Origin of the sequence: Aeromonas sp. FDAARGOS 1411 (assembly GCF_019047125.1) — a bacterium.
Taxonomy (GTDB): domain Bacteria; phylum Pseudomonadota; class Gammaproteobacteria; order Enterobacterales; family Aeromonadaceae; genus Aeromonas; species Aeromonas veronii.
The window spans coordinates 3,412,094-3,434,126 of sequence record NZ_CP077214.1 but is presented as its reverse complement, the minus strand read 5'-3'; the positions used below and the strand labels follow the sequence as shown (position 1 = coordinate 3,434,126).

The window sequence follows — 22,033 nt, the reverse complement described above, 5'->3', positions numbered from 1 at the left end:
TTGCCCAATAAAAATCACCGTGCTAGTTCTAATAGCCATTCGCGGTAGAAACCGCCCCAATTTCACAGGATTTCCGGTTGTAACTATGAACATGGTCTCCCGTTTCGTCAGCATTATTGTGGTCCTAGTGGTGATTATTATCTCACCGCTCGGGGCTCGTTTAGCTGCACGGAACAAGGGATAGACCCACCACCGGACAGAACGAAACAAGCGACCCCCGAGCCTCACAGCTCGGGGGTTTTTTTTCGACCAAAGGACAGGATTTTCCACATGAACGGCGCGCAGTTTTTGGTACAGGCTCTCAAGAAACAGGGTGTGACCCAGGTGTTTGGTTACCCGGGCGGGGCCATCATGCCGGTCTACGATGCCCTGTATGACGGTGGTCTGGCCCATCAGCTCTGCCGCCACGAGCAGGGTGCCGCCATGGCCGCGGTCGGTTATGCCCGCGCCTCCGGTCAGGTGGGAGTCTGCATCGCCACCTCCGGCCCCGGCGCCACCAATCTGGTAACCGGTCTGGCGGAGGCGCTGCTCGATTCGGTGCCGCTGGTGGCCATCAGCGGGCAGGTGCCCTGTTCCGCCATCGGCACCGATGCGTTTCAGGAGGTCGACGTGCTCGGCATGTCTCTCTCCTGCACCAAGCACTCCTTCATGGTGACCGATGCCGCCGATCTGGGGCGGGTGCTGGCAGAAGCTTTTGCCATCGCCACCGAAGGGCGCCCCGGCCCTGTGCTGATCGATCTCCCCAAGGATGTGCAGCTGGCCGCCGTGCCGCCCCAGAGCCCGCTGTTTGCAGTGGAAGAGCCGGAGGTACTCAATCCCTCGGAGCTGACCGCAGCCCGCACCCTGCTGGCTGCCGCCAAGCGCCCGGTACTCTACGTCGGTGGCGGAGTGGGCATGGCCAATGCCGAGCAGCAGCTGCGTGACTTTGCCGCCGCCACCGGCATGCCAGCGGTCACCACCCTCAAGGGGATTGGCGCGCTCGACCCCGATAGCCCCGTTTACCTCGGCATGCTCGGCATGCACGGCACCAAGGCGGCCAACTATGCGGTGCAGCAGTGCGATTTGCTGCTGGTGGTGGGCGCCCGTTTCGACGACAGGGTGACCGGCAAGCTGGAAGAGTTCGCCCCCGAGGCCAAGGTGATCCATCTCGATGTGGATGCCGCCGAGTTCGGCAAGCGCCGCGCTGCCGAGGTGGGTATCACCACGGATCTCAAACAGGTGCTGCCGCGCCTCGCCATGACTCTCGACATCGCCCCCTGGCGTGAACACTGCGCCGCCATGGCCCGCGAATATGCGTTTCGCTACGACCATCCGGGTCAGGCCATCTATGCCCCGGCCCTGCTCAAACAGCTCTCCGCCAGGCTGCCTGATACCAGCGTGGTGGCCTGCGATGTGGGTCAGCACCAGATGTGGGTGGCCCAGCACATGCGCTTCACCAGCCCGCGCAACCACCTCTCCAGCGCCGGTCTTGGCACCATGGGGTTCGGTCTGCCTGCCGCCATCGGCGCCAAGATGTCGCGCCCGCAGGATGAAGTGGTGCTGGTGAGCGGCGACGGCTCTTTCATGATGAACGTGCAGGAGCTCGGCACCATCCGCCGCGCCCAGCTCAAGGTGAAGATGGTGCTGCTGGATAACCAGCGCCTCGGCATGGTGCGCCAGTGGCAGGAGCTGTTCTTCGACGGCCGCTACAGCGAGACCATCCTCTCCGACAACCCCGATTTCGTCGCGCTGGCTGCCGCCTTCGGCATTCCGGGCGAGACCATCACATGCAAGGAGCAGATAGCCGGTGCCCTCGATCGCCTGCTGGCAAGCAAGAGTGCCTATCTGCTGCATGTGGCTATTTCAGAGGAAGAAAACGTCTGGCCCCTGGTTCCGCCGGGAGTCGCCAACCACCAGATGATGGAGCAACGCCCATGAACCCGCACACCCTTGCACAACCAGCATTTGCACAGCACACCCTGCATATCCACGCCCAGCCCAGACCCGAAGTGATGGAGCGCGTGCTGCGGGTGGTGCGCCACCGCGGCTTCAATCTCTGCGCTCTGAACATGGAGCAGGATTGCCAACAGCTGCGGATCACGGTTACTGTCGAGTCGGTGCGTCCCATCCAGCAGTTGTGGAGCCAGCTGGTGAAGCTGGTGGACGTCTCCCGGGTCGATGCACTGGAACAGCAACCCCGGATCAGAGCTTAAGGAGCCAAGCCAATGTCACAGCCTTCCCAATCCGCCACTCACCCCCAATACATCTGGTTCAACGGCAAACTGGTGCCCTGGCAGGATGCCCAGATACACGTGATGAGCCACGCCCTGCACTACGGCTCCTCGGTGTTCGAAGGGGTGCGCGCCTACGATACCCCCAAGGGTACCTGCATCTTCCGTCTGCAGGAGCACACCCGCCGCCTGTTCGACTCCGCCAAAATCTACTGGATGGACGTCCCCTACAGCGAGGCCGAAGTGAATGAAGCCTGCCGCACCGTGGTGCGCGAGAACGGCCTGAAGAGCGGCTATCTGCGCCCGTTGGCCTTTGTCGGCAACGTGGGGCTGGGGCTGCATCCGCCGCTGGATGCCAAGGCTGACCTGATGGTGGCTGCTTTGCCATGGGGCGCCTATCTGGGGGAAGAGGGGCTGAAAAACGGGGTGGATGTCTGCGTTACCTCGTGGAACCGGCTCGCTCCCAACACCATTCCCACCGGTGCCAAGGCGGGCGGCAACTATTTGTCATCCCAGCTGATCAGCCGCGAGGCCAAGCGCAACGGCTTCGCCGAGGGGTTGGCGCTGGATGTGAACGGCTACCTGAGCGAAGGGGCGGGGGAGAACCTGTTTCTGGTGAAGAACGGCGTGCTGTTTACCCCGCCCGCTACCGCCGCCATCCTGCCCGGCATCACCCGCGACACCATCATGACGCTGGCCCGCGATCTCGGTTATGAGGTGCGCGAGCAGGCGCTACCCCGTGAGGCGCTCTATGTGGCAGACGAAATCTTCATGACCGGCACCGCCGCCGAGGTGACCCCGGTGCGCTCCGTCGATCGGATGAAGGTGGGCGCTGGCAGCCGTGGCCCGGTGACCGAGCAGCTGCAGAACGCCTTCTTTGGCCTGTTTAACGGCCAGACCGAAGACAAGTGGGGCTGGCTGACGCCCGTCAACGACTGATAAGAGAGGGGAGGCGTCATGCCTCCCCGAGTCGCTTCTGGTGAGCGCTTTCCAGAGGAGCCTTCACCAGGATCGATTCCGATCCACTCGTATCATCACCGCATAACGCATCGAGCCCATATGGGCATTCAGGGAGTAGAGACAATGCCGAAGTTGAGATCCGCCACCACCACCCACGGACGTAACATGGCCGGGGCCCGCGCCCTGTGGCGTGCCACCGGAATGACCGATCAGGATTTCGGCAAACCCATCATCGCCGTGGTCAACTCCTTCACCCAGTTCGTACCGGGTCACGTCCACCTCAAGGACTTGGGGCAACTGGTGGCCCGCGAGATCGAAGCTGCCGGCGGGGTGGCCAAAGAGTTCAACACCATCGCCGTGGATGACGGCATCGCCATGGGCCACGGTGGCATGCTTTACTCCCTGCCATCGCGAGAGCTGATTGCCGACTCGGTGGAGTACATGGTCAACGCCCACTGCGCCGACGCCATGGTCTGTATCTCCAACTGCGACAAGATCACCCCGGGGATGCTGATGGCTGCCCTGCGCATCAACATTCCGGTGATCTTCGTCTCCGGCGGCCCGATGGAAGCGGGCAAGACCAAGCTCTCCGACCAGATCATCAAGCTGGATCTGGTGGACGCCATGATTCAGGGGGCCGATCCTAAGGTGTCGGACGCCCAGAGCGAACAGGTGGAGCGCAGTGCCTGCCCTACTTGCGGCTCCTGCTCCGGCATGTTTACCGCCAACTCCATGAACTGTCTGACCGAGGCGCTCGGCCTCTCCCAGCCGGGCAACGGCTCCATGCTGGCGACTCACGCCGATCGCGAGCAGCTGTTCAAGCTGGCGGGCCAGCGCATCGTGACGTTGGCCAAGCGCTGGTATGAGCAGGACGATGCCTCGGCACTGCCGCGCAACATCGCCACCAAGGCGGCGTTCGAGAACGCCATGGCGCTCGATATCGCCATGGGCGGCTCTACCAATACCGTGCTGCACCTGTTGGCGGCGGCGCAGGAGGCCGGGGTCGACTTCACCATGGCCGATATCGACCGCATGTCGCGCAAGGTGCCGCAGCTCTGCAAGGTGGCGCCCTCCACCCAGAAGTACCATATGGAAGATGTGCACCGCGCCGGTGGTGTGGTCGCCATTCTGGGCCAGCTGGAAAAAGCGGGTCTGGTGCATGGGGATACTCGCACCGTGCTGGGTTGCTCTCTTGTCGAACAGCTCAATGAATATGACGTCAGCCGCCAGCCGAGTCAGGAGGTGGTGGACTTCTACCGCGCCGGCCCTGCCGGTATCCGCACCACCAAGGCGTTCAGTCAGGATTGTCGCTGGCCAGAGCTGGATCTGGACAGAGCCGAAGGCTGCATCCGCTCGCTGGATAACGCCTACAGCCAGGAGGGCGGCCTTGCCGTGCTTTCCGGCAACCTCGCGGTCAACGGCGCCATCGTCAAGACTGCCGGGGTGGATGAGGAGAACCTCACCTTCCGTGGTCCGGCCCGGGTGTTCGAGAGTCAGGAGAGCGCGGTGAGCGGCATCCTCGACGGCACCGTGAAAGCGGGCGAGGTTGTGGTGATCCGCTACGAAGGGCCGAAAGGGGGCCCAGGCATGCAGGAGATGCTCTACCCCACCACCTATCTGAAATCCATGGGATTGGGCAAGGCGTGCGCCCTGATCACCGATGGCCGCTTCTCTGGCGGTACTTCGGGTCTCTCCATCGGCCACGTTTCGCCGGAGGCCGCCTCTGGTGGCACCATAGGTCTGGTGGAGGATGGCGACATCATCAGCATCAACATCCCGGCCCGCAGCATGGTGCTGGAGGTAGCCGACAGCGTGCTGGCCGCCCGCCGTGTCGCCGTGGAAGGCCGTGGCTGGAAGCCGTTCGATCGTCAGCGTCAGGTCTCCTTTGCCCTGCGCGCCTACGCCATGTTCGCCACCAGCGCCGACAAGGGCGCGGTGCGTGATCGCACCCTGTTGGGGGAATAAACCATGGTCTCTGCGGCGGATTATCTACGCAAGGTGTTGCTCTCTCCCGTCTATGAGGCGGCGCGGGTCACCCCCTTGCAAACCCTGAAGAAACTCTCCGAGCGACTCGGCAACCATGTCAGCCTGAAGCGGGAGGATCTGCAACCGGTCCACTCCTTCAAGCTGCGTGGCGCCTACCACAAGATCGCCACCCTGACCGAGGAGCAGAAGGCGCGCGGCGTCATCGCCGCCTCCGCCGGCAACCACGCGCAGGGGGTCGCCCTGTCGGCGGCCAAGCTCGGCATCAAGGCGATCATCGTGATGCCCAAGACCACGCCGGACATCAAGATCGATGCGGTGCGCCGTCAGGGCGGCAACGTCATGCTGTTTGGCAACAGCTTCGACGAGGCCTACGGCGAGAGTCGCCGCCTCTCCGAGCTGGAGGGCTACACCCTGATCCCGCCGTTTGACGATGTCGAGGTGATCGCCGGGCAGGGCACCATCGGCAAGGAGCTGCTGGAGCAGGATACCCACCTCACTCACGTGTTCGTGCCGGTGGGCGGCGGTGGGCTGGCCGCCGGGGTGGCGGTCTACATCAAACAGCTGCTGCCGGATGTGAAGGTGATCGGGGTGGAGGCGGAGGGCTCCGCCTGCCTTAAGGCCGCGCTGGCGGCTGGCGAGCCGGTCAATCTGGAGCGGGTCTCGCTGTTTGCGGACGGGGTAGCGGTCAAGCGCATCGGCGAGGAGACCTTCCGCCTGTGCAACCAGTATCTGGACGAGGTAGTGACCGTCTCCAACGACCAGATCTGCGCCGCGCTGAAAGATATCTTCGATGACTGCCGCGCCATCGCCGAGCCGTCGGGGGCCTTGTCGCTGGCTGGCCTCAAAGCCTACAGCGAGCGGGAGCAGGTCAGGGGTGGCCGGATGGCAGCCATTCTGTCCGGCGCCAACGTCAACTTCCACAGCCTGCGCTACGTGTCGGAGCGCTGCGAGATTGGCGAGAAGCGCGAGGGCATGCTGGCGGTGACTATCCCCGAGCGCAAAGGGGCCTTCCTCGACTTCTGCCGTCAGCTCGGACCACGCATGGTGACCGAGTTCAACTATCGCTATGCGGATGCCGAGCAGGCGTCGCTGTTCGTCTCGGTGCGCCTCACCGGTGGTGACGAAGAGCTCGGCCAGATCATCGATCAACTCGGCGGCAACGGCTATCCGGTGGTCAACATGACCGAGAGCGAGCTGGCCAAGAATCACGTGCGTTACATGATTGGTGGCCGCCCGGCCCGGCCCCTCGGTGAACGGCTCTACAGCTTCAAGTTCCCGGAGCAGCCGGGTGCCCTGATGCGTTTCCTCGAGACCCTGGGCTGTCGCTGGAACATCAGCCTGTTCCACTACCGCAACCACGGTGCTGACTACGGCCGGGTGCTCTGCGCCTTCGAGCTGCCGGATGAAGACGTGGCAGCCTTCCACGACTACCTGCGCGAGATTGGCTACGGTTGGAAAGAGGTGAGCGACGACCCCGCCTACCGGCTGTTCCTGGCCAGTTGAGCAAGGGGGCTGCAACAACTCATCGGGAGGGAGGCGTTATGCCTCCCTTTTCTATTGCTGCGTGTGGATAGGTTCACTCCGTACGACGCAACGTCATGGTTTAGCTGGCAAAACAGTGTGAATAGGTACACAGGTGATTTTTACGCCGGATATTGCTGGCAAGCTCACACTCCTGATGGCTTGGTCATTTGAGGCTGCGTTCGGATGGGATACCCTGAATAGCGGAGAGGCCGCCTGACGGCTTCACACAGGGAAAGTGCGCACTCAGGCGCCCATAACGACTTATTGCAGAGGCGAAAATATGAATAAATCCATGCTTGCCGTATTGGTCAGTGGTTTGCTGGCGGCCGGAGCCGTACATGCCGCCGCTCAGGACAATACCTGGTATGTCGGTGGCAAGGCCGGTTGGTCCAATTACTATGGCGTTGACCACAACCAGTATGCCGAGTCGATTACCCAGACGTTGGGTAATACCAGTGAGAACACGGATGATCTGGGTCTGGGTCTGTTCGCCGGTTACCAGCTCAACCCCAATCTGGGCTTCGAGCTGGGTTATGACTGGCTTGGCAAATACGACACCACTTCGGGCACTGGCGCCAATACCCTCAAGACCGAAGCCAAGAGCCAGATGATTCAGGCCACCATGAAGATCAGCTTCCCGGCAACAAATGTGCTCGATCTTTATGGGCGACTGGGCGGCGCCTATGCCTGGACGGATAGCGAGATCAGCTTCGCCAATACCAGCGAGACCGGTAAAAAGCATGGCGCTGCCTTCGTTGGTGCGCTGGGTGCCGAATATGCCATCGATCGTGACTGGGCTGCCCGTCTGGAGTACCAGTACACCACGCCGCTGGGAGATGCCTCTCTCGATCGCTCCGGTATCGAGATGGATAACGGACTGATTTCGTTCGGAATGCTCTATCGCTTCGGTCAGCAAGGTGGCGAGGTCGCTGCACCGGCGCCCGCTCCGGCCGCCGAACCGGCACCTGTAGCCGTGGTTGAGCCCAAGACCTTCAGTCTGAGTTCCGATGTGCTGTTCGAGTTCAACAAGGCGACCCTGAAGCCGGCTGCCAATCAGGCGCTCGATGCCCTGTTCAGCCAGATTGTGGCGGCCAATCCGAAAGATGGCGTCGCAACTGTCATCGGTTATACCGACCGCATCGGCTCCGACAACTACAACCTGGCCCTCTCCGAGAAGCGGGCCCAGAGTGTGGCCAGCTATCTGGTATCCAAAGGCTTGTATGCCGACAAGGTACGGGTCGAGGGGCGTGGCAAGGCCAATCCGGTCACTGGCAGCAGCTGTGCCAGCCGCTCCAAACAGGAGCTGATCGCCTGTCTGGCACCGGATCGCCGGGTAGAAATCCATCTGGAAGGGGTCTCCCAGCCTGTCCAATAAGCAGAGCGACGGGATCGATAAATACAACAACGGGAGGCTTGGCCTCCCGTTTCTTATGGGGTGTTTACGATGTCGAGCCTCAGAGCCCGAACAGTGGGCGCAGGCGAATGCCGATGAGGCTGCCAGCGAGGGCCATCAACATCCAGACCCAGCCGTGCAGGCTGCCAGATGCCGTGCCATCAAAGAAACCGCCGAGGTTGCAGGCGGCGTACATAGCCCCCATCCCCATCAACAGGCCGCCGATGATGGAGGCCAGACTGTTGCCGATCCGCATCGGGGCGAAGTTGCCGCCACCGCTCAAACAGCGCGCCAGCATGGCCCCCAGAATCCCGAGCCAGAACATGCCGACCATGGGGTTGATGAAGAGCGGCTGGGTCAGTTTCGGGTTCCCCTCGAACAGGCCAAACAGGGAGGCGCCGCGCAGCGCCATGTCATAGACGGCGCCAGTGATGGTCCAGGCCGAGCCGTGCAGAGCGACCACGGACGAGTTGAGCAGGGCGATGATGATGCCGCCGGTCAGCACGGTAAAGCGGCCATCGCGCCAGAACAGGTTGCCACCGCTGAAGAGGGGCTTGAGCTCGCCGGTGCGCTTGAGTTCGCTGTTGCGAAACAGCAGGAACAGCGCAGCGACCAGCGCCAGATTGAGCGGCATGCCACTCCAGATATTGCCGGTCAGATCCCGGGCCAATACCACATGGCTGGAGAAGGTAGCCTCCAGTTCGGGGCGGAACTGGTTGCTGATGAGGGTGCCGATGCCGTAGCAGATCAGCACCAGCCAGAAGCGGGGTTGTCCCTCGCCGCAGCAGTAGAGAGTGCCGGTGGCGCAGACGCCTGCCAGCTGCATGCCGATGCCGAACAGGAAGGCACCGACGATGAAGGGAATGCCGATAGCCATCACGTTACCCACCATGGCATCGCCAAACAGGGCGTGGCTAAAGGAGAGGAAGGTGGTGAACAGCAGAATCTCGATGGCGATGGTGAGCAGGTGAACCCGCACGTAGTAACTGTTGCGCTTGGTCAGCATCTCGCGCCAACCGAACACGATGCCGAAGCGGCTGAAGGAGAGGGTGAAGCCGAAGCCGAATCCGATCAGGGCCATCAGAGCCCATTTCATACCAAAGGTGTTGCCAAGCCAGAGTAACGCTCCCCCCGCGATTGCCACGATGGGGAGCGACCATTTTCGAGTCATGTCAGTTGATCCTTGCAGTTGGTTTTTAGAGGGGCGGATCCTATTCCCTCATGGAGTCTAATGCTACCCATTTAACCAGTGCAGAGAAAAAGGGGGGCGCTGACTCCCGTCAGCGCCGGGGATCAATGGCGGGTGGTGTCGAGATGGAAGTGGTGAGTTTGCCTGGTCAGGATGCGGGCGTGCTGGGCGACCATGGTCGCCTCTTCGGCGGCCTGACTGGCGCTCTGGTTGGCCTCGGCCGCCAACCGCGACATCTCGCCGACCTGATGGTGGATCCCCTGCACCAGCCGGGTCTCATCGCTCATCAACTGATCGACCTGAGCGATGCGCTGATTGATCTCCTCGCAGCTCTGCGCGATCCGGGCGACGCTCTGGCGCGCTGTCATCGTATGAGTGACCGCCTGTTCGACCCGGGCCAGCTCGGTATCCATCTCGCTGGCGGCGCGCAGGCTGACATCCTGAATCTTGCCGATGATGGTGTTGATCTCGGTGGTGGCGCTGCCGGTGCGGGTCGCCAGCGAGCGCACTTCATCGGCCACCACGGCAAAACCGCGTCCCTGTTCACCTGCCCGTGCCGCTTCAATGGCAGCGTTCAGCGCCAGCAGATTGGTCTGCTCCGCAATATCGTGAATGGCGCCCGCCAGCCCGGCAATCTGCTGCGAGAGGCCGGCCAGATCCGAAATGGTATGGGAGACCTGCTTCACTCCCGTGACTTGCTCCCCGATCACCTGTTCCACGGTGTGGATGGCGAGTGTCGCCTCTTGTGCCCGCTCTGCTGACTGCAGGGTTTGCTCCCCTACCTGATGCAGCTGGCTACCCGCCTGTTCAATGGAGTGGGTGAGCTGCTCGATGGCCTGTTCGATATGTTGGGCCGCTCCGACCTGTGCCTGACTGTCATCGGTGTGCCGTTGTGCCATGGCGGTCAGGCTGGTGGCGCGATCATCCAGCGTACTGGCGCTGCGTTGCAGCGATTCCACCAGGGTTGCCAGCTGGTCACGCATGGCCCCGATCTGGCGGATCAGCTCGCCGATGGCATCAAGGCCCGGCTCCGGCATGGGGCGGTTCAACTCCCCTTCGGCGATGGCGGCGGTGGCCTTGCCTGCGGCCAGCAGTCGCTGTTGGGTGGGACGTCCCAGCCAGAAGATGAGCCCGGCCCCCAGCAGTGCAGCGCACAACAGCAGGCCGTAGCAGAGTTGGGTGGTGTTGGCGAGATGGGCCATCTGCTCGGCGGCATACTCGTTGCCGCGGATGACGGTGGCGTCCACCCCTAGCCGGTGGGCGTTATAGAGGGTGTGCAGGCGTGCCGCAAGCGCGCCCGCCTGCGCCAGATCCCCCGCCTTGATGGCGGGGGCAAACTTGTCGTTGAGCAACTGCCAGAACAGCTCCCCCTGCACTTTTTGCTCCCCCAGCAGCAGCTCCCTGAGGGGCTCGTTCAGGCTGCTCTCTTGCCAGAAGCGGTTACGGCTCTCGAACTCTTGCTGCAGTCGGGCGAGGGTTTGCAGCAGGGCCTCCCGCTCCTCCGGTTTGGCATGGAGCAGGGTGTAGACCTGCAACTGGGATTCGATGAGGTAGAGGGGCGGCGGCAGAATATCGGCTACCACATCCTTCCCCTGTCCCATCTGATCGGCTGCGCTCCGGACCGAATAAAGCCCGAAAAAGCTGATGGAGATCAGCGTGATAATGACCATGATCCCCAGAACCTGACCAAAAAGCAGGGATCTGTCGTGAATGTGCTTGAGCATGTTGCCTCCATTCGGCTCCGTTCATGGATAGCATAGCTCTCTGGCGGGATAGTGAGACTCGGGTATGGTCTGTTGATGGCGAGTCGGCTCTGGAGAAGGGGAAGTCGCAGTCTGAAGGCCGCTGGTGGCACGAAAAAGAACCCCGGCTGATGAGCCGGGGTCGATGGTGGTGAGGCGGTGTCAGGTCCGGCTTGGCGCGGCTTTGCCGCTGCGCAGCCCATCCAGACTGAACAGCACCAACGCACTCCAGATGCAGGCAAAGGTGAGCAGTTTGTCCATCGCCAGCGCTTCCCCATAGAGGGTGACCGCGAGGATGAACATCAGGCTGGGGCCTATGTACTGGAAGAAGCCCAGGGTGGAGAGCTTGAGCCTGGTCGCGGCGGCGGTGAAGCAAAGCAGGGGGGCCGTGGTGACGGCGCCTGCGGCGATCAGCAGCAGGTTGAGGTGCCAGTCGTTCTGGGTGAGATGGCTGGTGGGGCTGTCGGCAAAGCCCCACAGATAGATGGCCGCTGGCGGCAGCATGATCATGGTTTCGATCAGCAGACCGGTGAGGGCATCGAGGGCCAGTTTTTTGCGCACCAGCCCATAGATGGCAAAGCTTGACGCCAGCACCAGCGCAATCCAGGGCAAGGAGCCAAAGGCGATAAGCTGGATCGCCACCCCGGCAAAGGCTAGCGCGACCGCCCACCACTGCAGGCGGCGCAGCTTCTCGCTCAGAAACACCATCCCCAGCAGCACGTTGAACAGCGGGTTGATGTAGTAGCCGAGGCTGGCATCCAGCATATGACCGTTGTTGATGGCCCAGATGAACAGCAGCCAGTTGCCGCCGACGGTGACCGAGGTAAACGCCAGGGTGAGCAACACTTTTGGCTGGCGCAGCACCGCCTGCACCTTGTGCCACTGACGGCCTGCCAGGGTCAGTACCATCAGCAGCACGCAGGACCAGATCATCCGGTGGGTCAGGATTTCGGCGGCCGGGACGGCAGAGATGGTCTTGAAATAGATGGGGGCTATGCCCCAAAGGGTATAGGCGCACAGGGCGTAGATGACGCCCTGACGCTGGATCTGTTGCGGCATGCGGATGACCTTTACTGAAGCGTTGGATGCGGGAAAACATCGCAAAAAATCAGTGTAGCGATCCTTTTGCGGGGAAAGAAGCGAATAAACGAAGTTTGAGGGGAAGGAAGCGAGTGGCTGGCCGGTCAACCTTTACCGCGGCGGATCTTGTCGACGTCCATCAACAACCACAACATCAGGGCGATGGCGGAGATCCAGGGGCCCCAGGTCACGTAGGCCTCGCCGTGCCCCAGCACGAAGAACAGCAGGGGCAAACCGATCACCAGAAAAAGTACGCTTCCCAGAAAAAATAGCATTTTTGTCTTTATATTTAACATGTTGGCTTTTTTATCATTATAAGGATTGAGCCCGGTGATGGAAGGCCAAAAATGCAAAAGGGGGATTTCTCCCCCTTTTTGATCCGATAGTGCTGCTTTGTCGTGTTATTCCAGCTGAATCCAGGTGCTTTTCAGCTCGGTGTACTTCTCCAGCGCATGAAGTGACTTGTCGCGGCCGTTACCGGACTGTTTGAAGCCGCCAAACGGCATAGTCATGTCGCCGCCATCCCAGTTGTTGACGAACACGGTACCGGCGCGCAGGGCGCGGGAACCTTTCACCGCCTTGTTGAGATCCGCCGTCCAGATCGCCGCTGCCAGCCCATAGTCGGTGTCGTTGCCCAGCGCAATGGCCTCTTCCATGGTATCGAAGCCGGTCACCGCCAGCACAGGGCCGAAGATCTCCTCGCGGAAGATGCGCATCTGCGGGGTCACGTCGTCAAAGATGGTGGGTTCGATATAGAAGCCGCCACTCTCCATATTGGTGCGGTTGCCGCCCAGCAGTAGCTTGGCCCCCTCCTGCTTGCCAATCTCGATATAGCGCAGCACCTGTTCCATCTGGATGTGATCCACCATGGCGCCGATGCGGGTCGCAGGGTCGAGCGGGTTGGCCGAGATCCACTCGCGGGCATGGGCCAGCAGTCGCTCCATAAATTGCGGCTTGATGCTGTTTTGCACCAGCAGGCGGGAGGCGGCGGTGCACACCTCGCCCTGGTTGTAGAAGATGGCACCAGCGGCGCTCTTGGCCGCGGCGTCCAGATCCGGCGCATCAGTCAGTATGATGTTGGGGCTCTTGCCGCCGCACTCCATAAAGGCGCGCTTGAGGTTGGACTTGCCAGAGCACTCCACCAGATGTTTGCCGATCTTGGTGGAGCCGGTGAAGGTGATGCAGTCCACATCCATATGCATGGCCAGCGCCTTGCCCACTGTATGGCCAAAGCCCGGCAGCACGTTGAACACGCCGTCAGGAATACCCGCCTCCTTGGCCAGACCTGCGATGCGCAGGGCGGTCAGGGGCGATTTTTCGGAAGGTTTGAGAATGACCGAGTTGCCGGTAGCGAGCGCCGGGCCCAGCTTCCAGCAGGCCATCACCAGCGGGAAGTTCCACGGCACGATGGCGGCAACCACCCCGAGTGCTTCGCGGGTCACCAGTGCCAGTGCTGACTCCTCCACCGGGGCGACCTGATCGTAGATCTTGTCGATCGCTTCGGCGTTCCAGGCGATGCAGTTGGCGGCGGCGGGGGCGTCATAGCCCATGGCATCGCCGATGGGTTTGCCCATATCGAGCGACTCCAGCAGCGCCAGCTCAACCTTGTTGAGGCGCATCAGCTCGGCGAAGCGCTGCATGATCTGCTTGCGCTGTTTCGGCGGCAGGCCGCTCCAGCGCTTGTCGTTGAAGGCGTCACGGGCAGCCTGTACCGCCAGTTCGGCATCGGCGGCGTCGCAGGCCGCCACTTTGGTCAGCAGCTTGCCGTTCGCCGGGTTGATGCAATCGAAGGTGGCGCCATTGACGGCATCCCGATAGCTGCCGTTGATAAAGGCTTGCGAGGGCAGGGTCAGATGGGCGGCCTTGTGTTGCCACTGGGCCAGGGTCAGGTCACTCATGTTCACTCCTTGAACCGGCAAAAGTCAGTTTCCGCGTATCAATATGCTAAACATCCTGCCGCTTGTAAATCCATCTTGTAACAATTCATTAAACATTGCCCCCCTGCCGATGCGCGTCTGAATGTCAGAAACTGGCGGGGGTGTTGGCCGAGATCAGCACGCACTCCTGCTCGCCACTATTGCGAAAACGGTGGGGGGTGCGACTGTCGAAGTAGTAGCCATCCCCGGCGCCCAGCAGGTAGATCTGCTCGCCCACGGTCACTTCAACCTCGCCCTTGATGACGATGCCGCACTCTTCACCCTCGTGGCTCAGCATGTCGTCGCCGGTGTCGGCGCCAGGTGGCAGCACCTCCTGCAACATGCCGATGGCGCGGTTGGCGCGGCTGTGCCCGACCAGCCGGTAGCTGATGGGATGGGTGCCGAGATCCGGCATATCGGCGGCGCGGAAGATCACTTCGGTGCCCATTTCAGTCTCTTCGGTGAAGAAGCTGGCCAGCGACATGGGGATGCCTTCCAGCACCTTGCGCAGGGAGGCGACAGAGGGGCTCACCTGATTTTTCTCGATCTGGGAGATAAATCCGTTGGTCACACCGGAGCGCTTGGCCAGCTCGCGCTGGGAGAGGGCCGCCTTGGTGCGAACCGCCTTGAGGCGGTGACCGATATCCATCGATAGACACTCCTTGACTGTTTACTATTATTAAAATTGTGTTAAATATCTTATACCACCCTGCTGATGCGTCTAGCTAGGGGTGGCACCAGACAGGGCGATAACGGGCCCTTTTTTATGGATTCAGGTGTTTAATTTAATAGGCATTGGCCGACAGTTGCTAAACACCTTAAGGATGAGGTGACCATGAAACCGATCAGCGACATCAATACGCCCTCCGACATGTCCGCCTTCTGGATGCCGTTCACCGCCAACCAGCAGTTCAAGGCGGCGCCGCGCATCCTGAAGTCGGCAGAGGGGATGTATTATCACTCAGAGGATGGCCGCAAGATACTGGATGGTACAGCCGGACTCTGGTGTTGCAACGCGGGCCATGGTCGGCGCGAGATTGCCGAGGCGGTCTCCCAGCAGATTTCCCACCTCGATTTTGCCCCCACTTTCCAGATGGGCCACCCCCTGCCGTTCGAGCTGGCCAACCGGCTGGTGGAGATCGCTCCCACGGGGTTTGGCCACGTTTTCTACACCAACTCCGGTTCCGAGTCGGTCGATACCGCGCTCAAGATTGCGTTGGCCTGGCAGCGGGCCCGCGGTCAGGGCACTCGCACCCGGCTGATTGGCCGCGAGCGTGGCTATCACGGGGTCGGCTTTGGCGGCATCTCTGTGGGGGGGATTCCCGGCAACCGCAAGTGGTTCGGCTCCCTGCTGACCGGGGTGGATCATCTGCCCCATACTCTCAACATCGCCAAGAATGCCTTCACCAAAGGGCTGCCTGAGGAGGATGTGGCGCTGGCCGACGAGCTGGAGAAGATCGTCTTCCTGCACGATGCCAGCAATATCGCGGCGGTGATCGTCGAGCCCATCGCCGGCAGTACCGGCGTGCTGATGCCGCCCAAAGGCTACCTCAAGCGGCTGCGGGAGATCTGCACCAGGCACGGCATCTTGCTGATTTTTGACGAGGTGATCACCGGTTTTGGTCGTCTCGGTTCCCCCTTCGCCGCGCAGGAGTTCGATGTCATCCCCGACATGATCACCTGCGCCAAGGGGCTCACCAACGGCGCTATCCCGATGGGGGCGGTGCTGGTGCAGAAGCACATTTATGACGACATGATGGCGGCGGGCAAGGGGGCCATCGAGCTGTTCCACGGCTACACCTACTCCGGCCATCCGGTGGCTGCAGCCGCGGGTCTGGCGACCCTCGAGATCTATCGCAACGAGAACCTGCTCAGCCGCGCCGCCGATCTGGCGGGCTACTGGGAGGAGGCGGCCCATTCGCTGAAGGGCTGCAAGCATGTGAAGGATGTGCGCAATTACGGACTGGTGGCGGGTATCGAGCTGGAATCCATGCCGGATGCGCCGGGCAAGCGCGCCTACGAGGTGTTTGTCCGCTGCTTCGAGAAGGGGGCGCTTATCCGGGTGACCGGCGATATCATCGCCCTGTCGCCGCCTCTCATCATCGAGCGCAGCCAGATCGACGATCTCTTCACCCTGCTGCAGGATGCCCTGCAGGCACAACCCTAACCCATTTGGTGGCCCCGCTCTGGCGGGGCCTTGCGTTGTCTCGTTTTGACGAGCGCTGCGCTACCACGACATCAGTCATCACGGAGGATACATGACATACAGGGTCAGCAACTTCATCAACGGCCAACCGCAGGAGAGTCGCAGCGAGCGCCAGGGGGCCATCTTCAATCCCGCTTGTGGCAAGCAGCAGGGGAGCGTGGGGCTTTCCAGTGCCGCCGAGTGTCAGGAGGCGATCGCCATCGCCGAGCGCGCCTTTGCCGACTGGTCGCAAACCCCGCCGCTGGTGCGGGCCCGGGTCTTTTTCCGCTTCAAGGAGTTGATGGAGCAGCACAGGGACGAGCTGGCCCAGCTGATCAGTCGCGAGCATGGCAAGGTCTTCTCCGATGCGCAGGGTGAGCTGACTCGCGGGCTGGAGGTGGTGGAGTTTGCCTGCGGCATTCCCCATCTGCTCAAGGGGGAACACTCTCTCAACGTCGGCCGCGGTGTGGACAGCTACTCCATGATGCAGCCGGTGGGGGTCTGCGCCGGTATCACCCCGTTCAACTTCCCGGCCATGGTGCCGCTCTGGATGTTCCCGGTCGCCATCGCCTGCGGCAACACCTTCATTCTTAAACCCTCCGAGAAGGATCCCTCCCTCTCGTTGCGGATGGCCGAGCTGCTCAAGGAGGCCGGTCTGCCGGATGGCGTGCTCAACGTGGTGAACGGTGACAAGGAGGTAGTGGATGTGTTGCTGACCGATCCGCGGGTCGGTGCCGTGTCGTTTGTCGGCTCCACCCCCATTGCCCAGTACATCTATGCCACCGCCTCGGCCCATGGCAAGCGAGTGCAGGCGCTGGGCGGTGCCAAGAACCACATGGTGGTGATGCCGGATGCGGATCTCGATCAGGCGGTCTCCGCCCTGATGGGGGCTGCTTATGGGGCAGCGGGCGAGCGCTGCATGGCGATCTCGGTAGCCGTGGTGGTGGGTGACGAGACCGCCGATGCGCTGGTGGCCAAGCTGACGCCGCTGGTGGAACAGCTGCGGGTGGGCCCGGGGCTGGGCCAGAGCCCGGAGAACGAAATGGGGCCGCTCATCAGCAAGGAGCATCTGGCCAAGGTACGCGGCTACGTGGATCAGGGGGTGGCCGAAGGAGCCACGCTGCGGGTCGATGGCCGCACGCTGAGCCACGACGAGGGGTACTTCATCGGTGGCTGCCTGTTTGACGAGGTGACCCCCGAGATGCGCATCTACCGCGAGGAGATCTTCGGCCCTGTGCTCTCCATCGTGCGGGTGCCGGACTACGAGACGGCGCTGCGCCTCATTAACGAACACGAGTACGGCAACGGTACCGCCATCTTTACCTGTGACGGCGACACTGCGCGGGACTTCACGGCGCGGGTGCAGGTCGGTATGGTAGGGGTGAACGTCCCCATTCCGGTGCCGATGGCGTTTCACAGCTTTGGCGGCTGGAAGCGCTCCATCTTCGGGCCGCTCAACATGCACGGGCCGGACGGGGTTCGCTTTTATACCCGGATGAAGACGGTGACGGCGCGCTGGCCCCAGAGCCTGCGTAGTGGTGCCGAGTTCTCCATGCCGACCATGAAGTGACGCGCTGGCGCGTGCTCATGGCCTAACCTCTTGCCCTCGCCGGTCAATGATTGGCGGGGGCGAACTCTGTAAAGGAACAACAGATGCGATTGGGAATTCTCGATTGTGACCGGCTCGATCCCGATCTGGCGGATCGTTTTGGCCCCGTTTACTCCGAGATGTTTATCAGGGGCTTTGCGGCCCTGGCCCCCGAACTGGAATTTCGGGTCTGGTCGGCTCTTGATGGGGAATTGCCGGAGGAGCTGCATGAGTGCGATGCCTGGCTCATCACCGGCTCGCGCCACGATGCTTACAGCGATATTCCCTGGATTCAGGCACTGCGGGCGTGGATCCGCCAGGCGCACGATGCCGACGTCAAGCTGGCAGGTGTCTGCTTCGGTCATCAGGTGATCGCCCAGGCGCTCGGTGGCGAGGTGGTGAAGTCTACCAAGGGGTGGGGACTGGGAGTGTCGGTACATCCCATGTTGGCAGATGAGCCCTGGATGGCGCCGGCGCGGGATCAGATCCGCATTCTGGCCAGCCATCAGGATCAGGTGGCCCTGCTGCCGCCGGGGGCAACCCGACTGGCGGGTAACGATTTTTGTCCCAACTTCATGTTTTTGCAGGGGGATCACATCGTCGCCATTCAGGGGCATCCGGAGTTCTCGGTGGAGTACAACCGGGCGCTGATCGAGCGGCGCCGTGGCCTGTTGCCCGACGAGCGCTACCAGAGCAGCCTCTCCTCGCTGGAGGGAGAGGTGGATTCGGCGACCATGATGCAGTGGCTGCTGCAGTTTCTGGGGATCCTGCCGCTGCGGGCTGGCGCGGCCTGAGCCCGGTTTGTCAGCCACCCCTTCGGATGCTAGATTTTGTAGCAAAATGAAGGATCAAGCGCTGAGATGTCGGGATCGGATGATACACTGGCCGCCCTTTGTGGCGGCCTGTTTGTCTGGCGTGATCGCCGCACCAGCTTGAGAGGGTGAAGCCTTGAAACTACAGCAATTGAAGTACTTGATCGCGATCCGGGACCACAACCTCAACGTCTCGGTGGCATCCGATGCGCTCTATACCAGCCAGCCCGGGGTCAGCAAGCAGATCGGCCTGCTGGAGAGCGAGCTGGGAGTGCGGATCTTCGAGCGCCGTGGCAAGCATCTGCACCGCATCACCCCGGTGGGTGAGGAGATCATCAAGTGTGCCGAGGCGATGCTCAACATCGAGAGCAAGATCAAGGCGATCTCCCGCGAGTATCTGGATCCGACCGTGGGCACCCTCAACATCCACACTACCCACACCATCGCCCGCTATCTGCTGCCCAAATCGGTTACCTACTTCACCAAGAAGTACCCCAAGATCTCGTTCCACCTCCATCCGGTGATGTCGGCGAGCAAGGAGCAGATCAGCAAGGGTTACTCCGATTTCTCCATCGTTGCCCACGAAATTGGCTTCGACAAGGAGCTGATCGCGTTGCCCGCCTACCTTTGGACCCTCTCGCTGGTGGTGCCGCAGGATCACCCGCTGGCCAAGGTGAAGAAGCCGACGCTGGAGCAGCTCTGCCACTACCCGATCCTTAGTTACGAGAGCGGTGCCACCGGTCGTCAGGTGCAGGACGAGGTGTTTCAGGCGGCGGGGCTGACCCCGAGTTACTACATGACGGTAATGGATGCCGGTGTGATCAAGCGCTACGTGGAGCTGGGCTTTGGCATTGGCATCATCTCCTCGCTGGTGGCCAACGACACCGACAGCCCCGGGCTGGTCTCCATCAATCTGGAGCACCTGTTCAAGCCCTGCCCGGCCCAGATCTGCTTCAGCAAGAGTATCCTGCTGCAGAACTACATGTATGACTTCATCAGCTCCTTCTCGCCCCACCTCACCAAGGAGGTGATCCAGAGCGTGATGCAGCAGCCGACCCAGGCGCGCATCGACGAGCTGCTGGCCGGGGTGGAGCTGCCCATCTATTGATCCCGATCGGATTCCCGATCGCTGCCGGTTGTCTCTTCTGTCAGGCTGGGCTCTACTCGGGGTTCAGCCTGTCTCTTTTGGGCTATATCCATCGTCCGAGGTCTCTATGTCCCGCATTCTGCTGCTTGCCAATCTCAACTGTGATCATGTGCTCTCCCTCTCCGAACCGCTGGTGGCGGGGGCCCGGCTGCAATATGTGGATCAGGGGCGCAGGTTGGGGGGCGGCGCGGCCAACACCGGCATCGGGCTGGTATGGGCTGGTCACGAGGTGACCATTGCTTCCCGTATCGGGCTGGACGAGACCGGCGACTGGCTGCTGGAGCAGGCGGCCGGTTACGGGCTGGATTGCAGCCATGTCGAGCGCTTCGGCGGCGAGACTGGCGAGCTGCTCATTCTGGTGGACTCCACCGGCGAGCGCACCATACTGCGCCGCCCGCGGCGCCCCGATCTGCCCGGCGATCTGCCGCTGGAGGGGGTGGATTGCCTTTATGTGAACTATCCCGGCACCGCCATCATCAGCTACATGCGCCAGATGCTCGGCAAGAGCTTCGTGGTGGCCCAGTATCCCAAGGGCGGCCAAGCGCGCCGTCCCTGCCATGTGCTGGTGGCCTCCCGCTCAGATCTCGGCGAGGTGAGCGACCCCTGGCAGCATGCCCGCCAGCTGGCGGGGGAGCAGCTCGAATGGCTGGTGTTGACCGAAGGAAAGGCGGGGGCGGTAGCGATCCACGGCGATGAGCAGATCCGGGTTGCCGCTCGGCCCGTCTCGGTGGTCGATACCACGGGCGCGGGAGATGCTTTCGCCGGCGGCTTGATCCACGGTCTGGCGCGGGGCATGGCCATCAAGGATGCGTTGCAGTGCGCGGTGGACTGGGGCGCATTTGCTGTCGCCTCCGAGAGCTCCATTCCCTCGGTTGCCCTGAAAAACTGGCTGAAACAACCCCACTGAACCACCTCCTTGACTGTCGATTGAGGGGCGGTTTGCGGGCCATCTGGCTGCTGGTCGAAGGGGCTTGGTGAGGGGGATGGTTCGGGAGATTTACCCGCCATAAAGCGGGCAAACGCCGGGCTAACCCGGCAAGTTTGCGATCAATCAAAGAAAGTGTCGATTTATGTGCATCTTCATCGACACCCGGTTGTGCTGCTCTTAACCTGTCACTCCGCAACTCAGATTAAGAGACAGGCCCCCTCTGGCGAACCAATTGGCAAACAGAGGCAAACCGGTTGTCTCCTGCCTCTTAGCTCAATGTTGTCGTCCTGATTCCTGGCTTGTAGTAAGAGGCAAGTGCGACCATGCAACTGACACGATTTACCGACTACGCCCTGCGTACCCTGACCTTCCTGGCGGTTCAGCCGGGGGATCGTCTGTCGACCATTACCGAAGTGGCCGATACCTTCGGCATCTCTCGCAACCACGTGGTCAAAATTGTGCACCAGCTTGGCATCAAGGGGTACATCGAGACGGTACGCGGCAAGCACGGTGGCATCCGCCTCGGTCGCTCGGCGGTCTCCATCAATTTGCGGGATGTGGTGATGGACATGGAGCATGTGCTCTGTCCGGTCGATTGCAAGCGCGAGAACTGCCGTCTCTCCGGCGGCTGCCGCATTCAGGGCATCCTGCGCCGCGCCATGAACGCCTTCCTCGAAGTGCTGGGCGAGTACACCCTGGCTGATGCGGTGCGCGATCCCAATCGTCTCTGCCACCTGCTGGGTATCGAGCAAGAGACTATTGTGACCATGGCCTGACAGGGCGCGGAATAACGAACAAGATGTGAAAGGGGCCTGATGGCCCCTTTTGCTTTTGCACGCGGGTGGTTTTTAGCGACTGCCCGGCTGGCGGATCAGGGTGATGGAGCCGTGCAGGCAGGCGAGGCCGCAGGCACCACAGCCATTGCAGGCATCCATATTGACGTTGATGCCGTCGGCTGTGGCCTTGATCGCCTGCTGGGGACAGGCATCTTCACAGAGCAGGCAGTAGAAGCCCTGCCGTGCCTGACAGCTCTCCTCGATCTGGACCCGGGTCTGCACCTGCCGACCCAGTTGCAGGTCGAGGGCGCCGGTGGGACAGGCTCTGGCGCAGCTGCCGCAGTAGCTGCACTGGCCACAGGCGAGATCGAGCACCGGGGTGCCGGCAATCGGGCTCCCCTCGTACTCCTCCTGAGTGGCCGGTTTGAGCAGACCACGCGGGCAGGCCTTGAAACATTCGCCACAGCGGGTGCAGAGGGAGAGGTACTGGGACTCCTCGATGGCCCACGGCGGGCGCGCTTCATGGCAAACCACGGCGGGTTTGCGGGAAGCTTGCCAACCTTGTGTCAGCCAACGGAGGAAATAGTGAGTCATGCT

Annotated in this window: 19 protein-coding genes; 12 read left to right on the top strand and 7 right to left on the bottom strand. The window is 61.9% G+C overall.

Features of this window, described 5'->3' with window-relative positions:
• Positions 1–270 precede the first annotated feature (270 nt).
• The 6 genes from ilvG (at position 271) to ompA (ending at position 8,055) form a co-directional block, all read left to right on the top strand.
• Positions 271–1,917 carry an acetolactate synthase 2 catalytic subunit gene (ilvG, locus tag I6L41_RS15495; protein WP_216959864.1) on the top strand — a complete coding sequence of 549 codons (1,647 nt, stop codon included), beginning with the start codon at positions 271–273 and terminating at the stop codon, positions 1,915–1,917.
• Entirely contained in the window at positions 1,914–2,192 is a 279-nt protein-coding gene (gene ilvM, locus I6L41_RS15490) for an acetolactate synthase 2 small subunit (protein ID WP_005342011.1), read from the top strand. Before ilvG ends, ilvM begins: the two co-directional genes overlap by 4 nt.
• 12 nt (positions 2,193–2,204) lie before the next feature.
• Positions 2,205–3,149, top strand: a complete 945-nt coding sequence (locus I6L41_RS15485; RefSeq protein WP_216959860.1) for a branched-chain amino acid transaminase — start codon at positions 2,205–2,207, stop codon at positions 3,147–3,149.
• A 144-nt stretch (positions 3,150–3,293) separates the two neighbouring features.
• Positions 3,294–5,135 (top strand): dihydroxy-acid dehydratase, encoded by a 1,842-nt coding sequence (gene ilvD / locus I6L41_RS15480; RefSeq protein WP_216959857.1) that lies wholly within the window; start codon positions 3,294–3,296, stop codon positions 5,133–5,135.
• Positions 5,136–5,138: 3 nt separating this feature from the next.
• The gene (ilvA, locus tag I6L41_RS15475) at positions 5,139–6,659 is read left to right on the top strand and encodes a threonine ammonia-lyase, biosynthetic (protein ID WP_216959854.1); all 1,521 of its coding nucleotides are present in this window, start codon (positions 5,139–5,141) and stop codon (positions 6,657–6,659) included.
• 301 nt (positions 6,660–6,960) lie between these two features.
• Positions 6,961–8,055, top strand: a complete 1,095-nt coding sequence (gene ompA, locus I6L41_RS15470) for a porin OmpA (protein ID WP_216959850.1) — start codon at positions 6,961–6,963, stop codon at positions 8,053–8,055.
• A gap of 79 nt (positions 8,056–8,134) precedes the next feature.
• On the opposite strand, the gene I6L41_RS15465 is transcribed toward ompA, so the two are convergent.
• From I6L41_RS15465 to I6L41_RS15440, 6 genes are all read right to left on the bottom strand, one after another.
• Positions 8,135–9,244 (bottom strand): YeeE/YedE thiosulfate transporter family protein, encoded by a 1,110-nt coding sequence (locus I6L41_RS15465; protein ID WP_216959847.1) that lies wholly within the window; start codon positions 9,242–9,244, stop codon positions 8,135–8,137.
• A gap of 122 nt (positions 9,245–9,366) precedes the next feature.
• Entirely contained in the window at positions 9,367–10,986 is a 1,620-nt protein-coding gene (locus I6L41_RS15460; RefSeq protein ID WP_216959844.1) for a methyl-accepting chemotaxis protein, read from the bottom strand.
• 180 nt (positions 10,987–11,166) lie between these two features.
• Positions 11,167–12,063 carry an EamA family transporter RarD gene (rarD, locus tag I6L41_RS15455; protein ID WP_005356175.1) on the bottom strand — a complete coding sequence of 299 codons (897 nt, stop codon included), beginning with the start codon at positions 12,061–12,063 and terminating at the stop codon, positions 11,167–11,169.
• Between the two features lie 125 nt (positions 12,064–12,188).
• Entirely contained in the window at positions 12,189–12,359 is a 171-nt protein-coding gene (locus I6L41_RS15450) for a hypothetical protein (RefSeq protein ID WP_005341999.1), read from the bottom strand.
• 126 nt (positions 12,360–12,485) lie between these two features.
• Positions 12,486–13,982, bottom strand: coding sequence for an aldehyde dehydrogenase (locus I6L41_RS15445; protein WP_216959839.1), 1,497 nt, complete (start codon positions 13,980–13,982; stop codon positions 12,486–12,488).
• 124 nt (positions 13,983–14,106) lie between these two features.
• The gene (locus I6L41_RS15440) at positions 14,107–14,649 is read right to left on the bottom strand and encodes a cupin domain-containing protein (protein WP_005339643.1); all 543 of its coding nucleotides are present in this window, start codon (positions 14,647–14,649) and stop codon (positions 14,107–14,109) included.
• 186 nt (positions 14,650–14,835) lie between these two features.
• On the opposite strand from I6L41_RS15440, the gene I6L41_RS15435 reads away from it, so the two are divergent.
• From I6L41_RS15435 to I6L41_RS15410, 6 genes are all read left to right on the top strand, one after another.
• Positions 14,836–16,167, top strand: coding sequence for an aspartate aminotransferase family protein (locus I6L41_RS15435; protein ID WP_139407028.1), 1,332 nt, complete (start codon positions 14,836–14,838; stop codon positions 16,165–16,167).
• Positions 16,168–16,258: 91 nt separating this feature from the next.
• Entirely contained in the window at positions 16,259–17,755 is a 1,497-nt protein-coding gene (locus tag I6L41_RS15430; protein WP_204384682.1) for a CoA-acylating methylmalonate-semialdehyde dehydrogenase, read from the top strand.
• A gap of 83 nt (positions 17,756–17,838) precedes the next feature.
• Positions 17,839–18,567, top strand: coding sequence for a glutamine amidotransferase (locus I6L41_RS15425; RefSeq protein ID WP_216959836.1), 729 nt, complete (start codon positions 17,839–17,841; stop codon positions 18,565–18,567).
• A 154-nt stretch (positions 18,568–18,721) separates the two neighbouring features.
• The gene (locus I6L41_RS15420) at positions 18,722–19,693 is read left to right on the top strand and encodes a LysR substrate-binding domain-containing protein (RefSeq protein WP_033114758.1); all 972 of its coding nucleotides are present in this window, start codon (positions 18,722–18,724) and stop codon (positions 19,691–19,693) included.
• 106 nt (positions 19,694–19,799) lie between these two features.
• Positions 19,800–20,639 (top strand): PfkB family carbohydrate kinase, encoded by an 840-nt coding sequence (locus I6L41_RS15415; RefSeq protein ID WP_005339652.1) that lies wholly within the window; start codon positions 19,800–19,802, stop codon positions 20,637–20,639.
• 344 nt (positions 20,640–20,983) lie between these two features.
• Positions 20,984–21,436 (top strand): Rrf2 family transcriptional regulator, encoded by a 453-nt coding sequence (locus tag I6L41_RS15410; protein WP_005339654.1) that lies wholly within the window; start codon positions 20,984–20,986, stop codon positions 21,434–21,436.
• A 72-nt stretch (positions 21,437–21,508) separates the two neighbouring features.
• Here I6L41_RS15410 and I6L41_RS15405 read toward each other — a convergent pair whose 3' ends face one another.
• Positions 21,509–22,030 (bottom strand): ferredoxin-type protein NapF, encoded by a 522-nt coding sequence (locus tag I6L41_RS15405; protein ID WP_058056241.1) that lies wholly within the window; start codon positions 22,028–22,030, stop codon positions 21,509–21,511.
• Between the last annotated feature and the right edge of the window lie 3 nt (positions 22,031–22,033).

What these genes read in the sequence shown, in the direction of transcription:
- ilvG (WP_216959864.1), top strand. Translation starts at nt 271, where the DNA reads ATGAACGGCGCGCAGTTTTTGGTACAGGCTCTCAAGAAACAGGGTGTG.
- ilvM (WP_005342011.1), top strand. Translation starts at nt 1,914, where the DNA reads ATGAACCCGCACACCCTTGCACAACCAGCATTTGCACAGCACACCCTG.
- I6L41_RS15485 (WP_216959860.1), top strand. Translation starts at nt 2,205, where the DNA reads ATGTCACAGCCTTCCCAATCCGCCACTCACCCCCAATACATCTGGTTC.
- ilvD (WP_216959857.1), top strand. Translation starts at nt 3,294, where the DNA reads ATGCCGAAGTTGAGATCCGCCACCACCACCCACGGACGTAACATGGCC.
- ilvA (WP_216959854.1), top strand. Translation starts at nt 5,139, where the DNA reads ATGGTCTCTGCGGCGGATTATCTACGCAAGGTGTTGCTCTCTCCCGTC.
- ompA (WP_216959850.1), top strand. Translation starts at nt 6,961, where the DNA reads ATGAATAAATCCATGCTTGCCGTATTGGTCAGTGGTTTGCTGGCGGCC.
- I6L41_RS15465 (WP_216959847.1), bottom strand. Translation starts at nt 9,244, where the DNA reads ATGACTCGAAAATGGTCGCTCCCCATCGTGGCAATCGCGGGGGGAGCG.
- I6L41_RS15460 (WP_216959844.1), bottom strand. Translation starts at nt 10,986, where the DNA reads ATGCTCAAGCACATTCACGACAGATCCCTGCTTTTTGGTCAGGTTCTG.
- rarD (WP_005356175.1), bottom strand. Translation starts at nt 12,063, where the DNA reads ATGCCGCAACAGATCCAGCGTCAGGGCGTCATCTACGCCCTGTGCGCC.
- I6L41_RS15450 (WP_005341999.1), bottom strand. Translation starts at nt 12,359, where the DNA reads ATGCTATTTTTTCTGGGAAGCGTACTTTTTCTGGTGATCGGTTTGCCC.
- I6L41_RS15445 (WP_216959839.1), bottom strand. Translation starts at nt 13,982, where the DNA reads ATGAGTGACCTGACCCTGGCCCAGTGGCAACACAAGGCCGCCCATCTG.
- I6L41_RS15440 (WP_005339643.1), bottom strand. Translation starts at nt 14,649, where the DNA reads ATGGATATCGGTCACCGCCTCAAGGCGGTTCGCACCAAGGCGGCCCTC.
- I6L41_RS15435 (WP_139407028.1), top strand. Translation starts at nt 14,836, where the DNA reads ATGAAACCGATCAGCGACATCAATACGCCCTCCGACATGTCCGCCTTC.
- I6L41_RS15430 (WP_204384682.1), top strand. Translation starts at nt 16,259, where the DNA reads ATGACATACAGGGTCAGCAACTTCATCAACGGCCAACCGCAGGAGAGT.
- I6L41_RS15425 (WP_216959836.1), top strand. Translation starts at nt 17,839, where the DNA reads ATGCGATTGGGAATTCTCGATTGTGACCGGCTCGATCCCGATCTGGCG.
- I6L41_RS15415 (WP_005339652.1), top strand. Translation starts at nt 19,800, where the DNA reads ATGTCCCGCATTCTGCTGCTTGCCAATCTCAACTGTGATCATGTGCTC.
- I6L41_RS15410 (WP_005339654.1), top strand. Translation starts at nt 20,984, where the DNA reads ATGCAACTGACACGATTTACCGACTACGCCCTGCGTACCCTGACCTTC.
- I6L41_RS15405 (WP_058056241.1), bottom strand. Translation starts at nt 22,030, where the DNA reads ATGACTCACTATTTCCTCCGTTGGCTGACACAAGGTTGGCAAGCTTCC.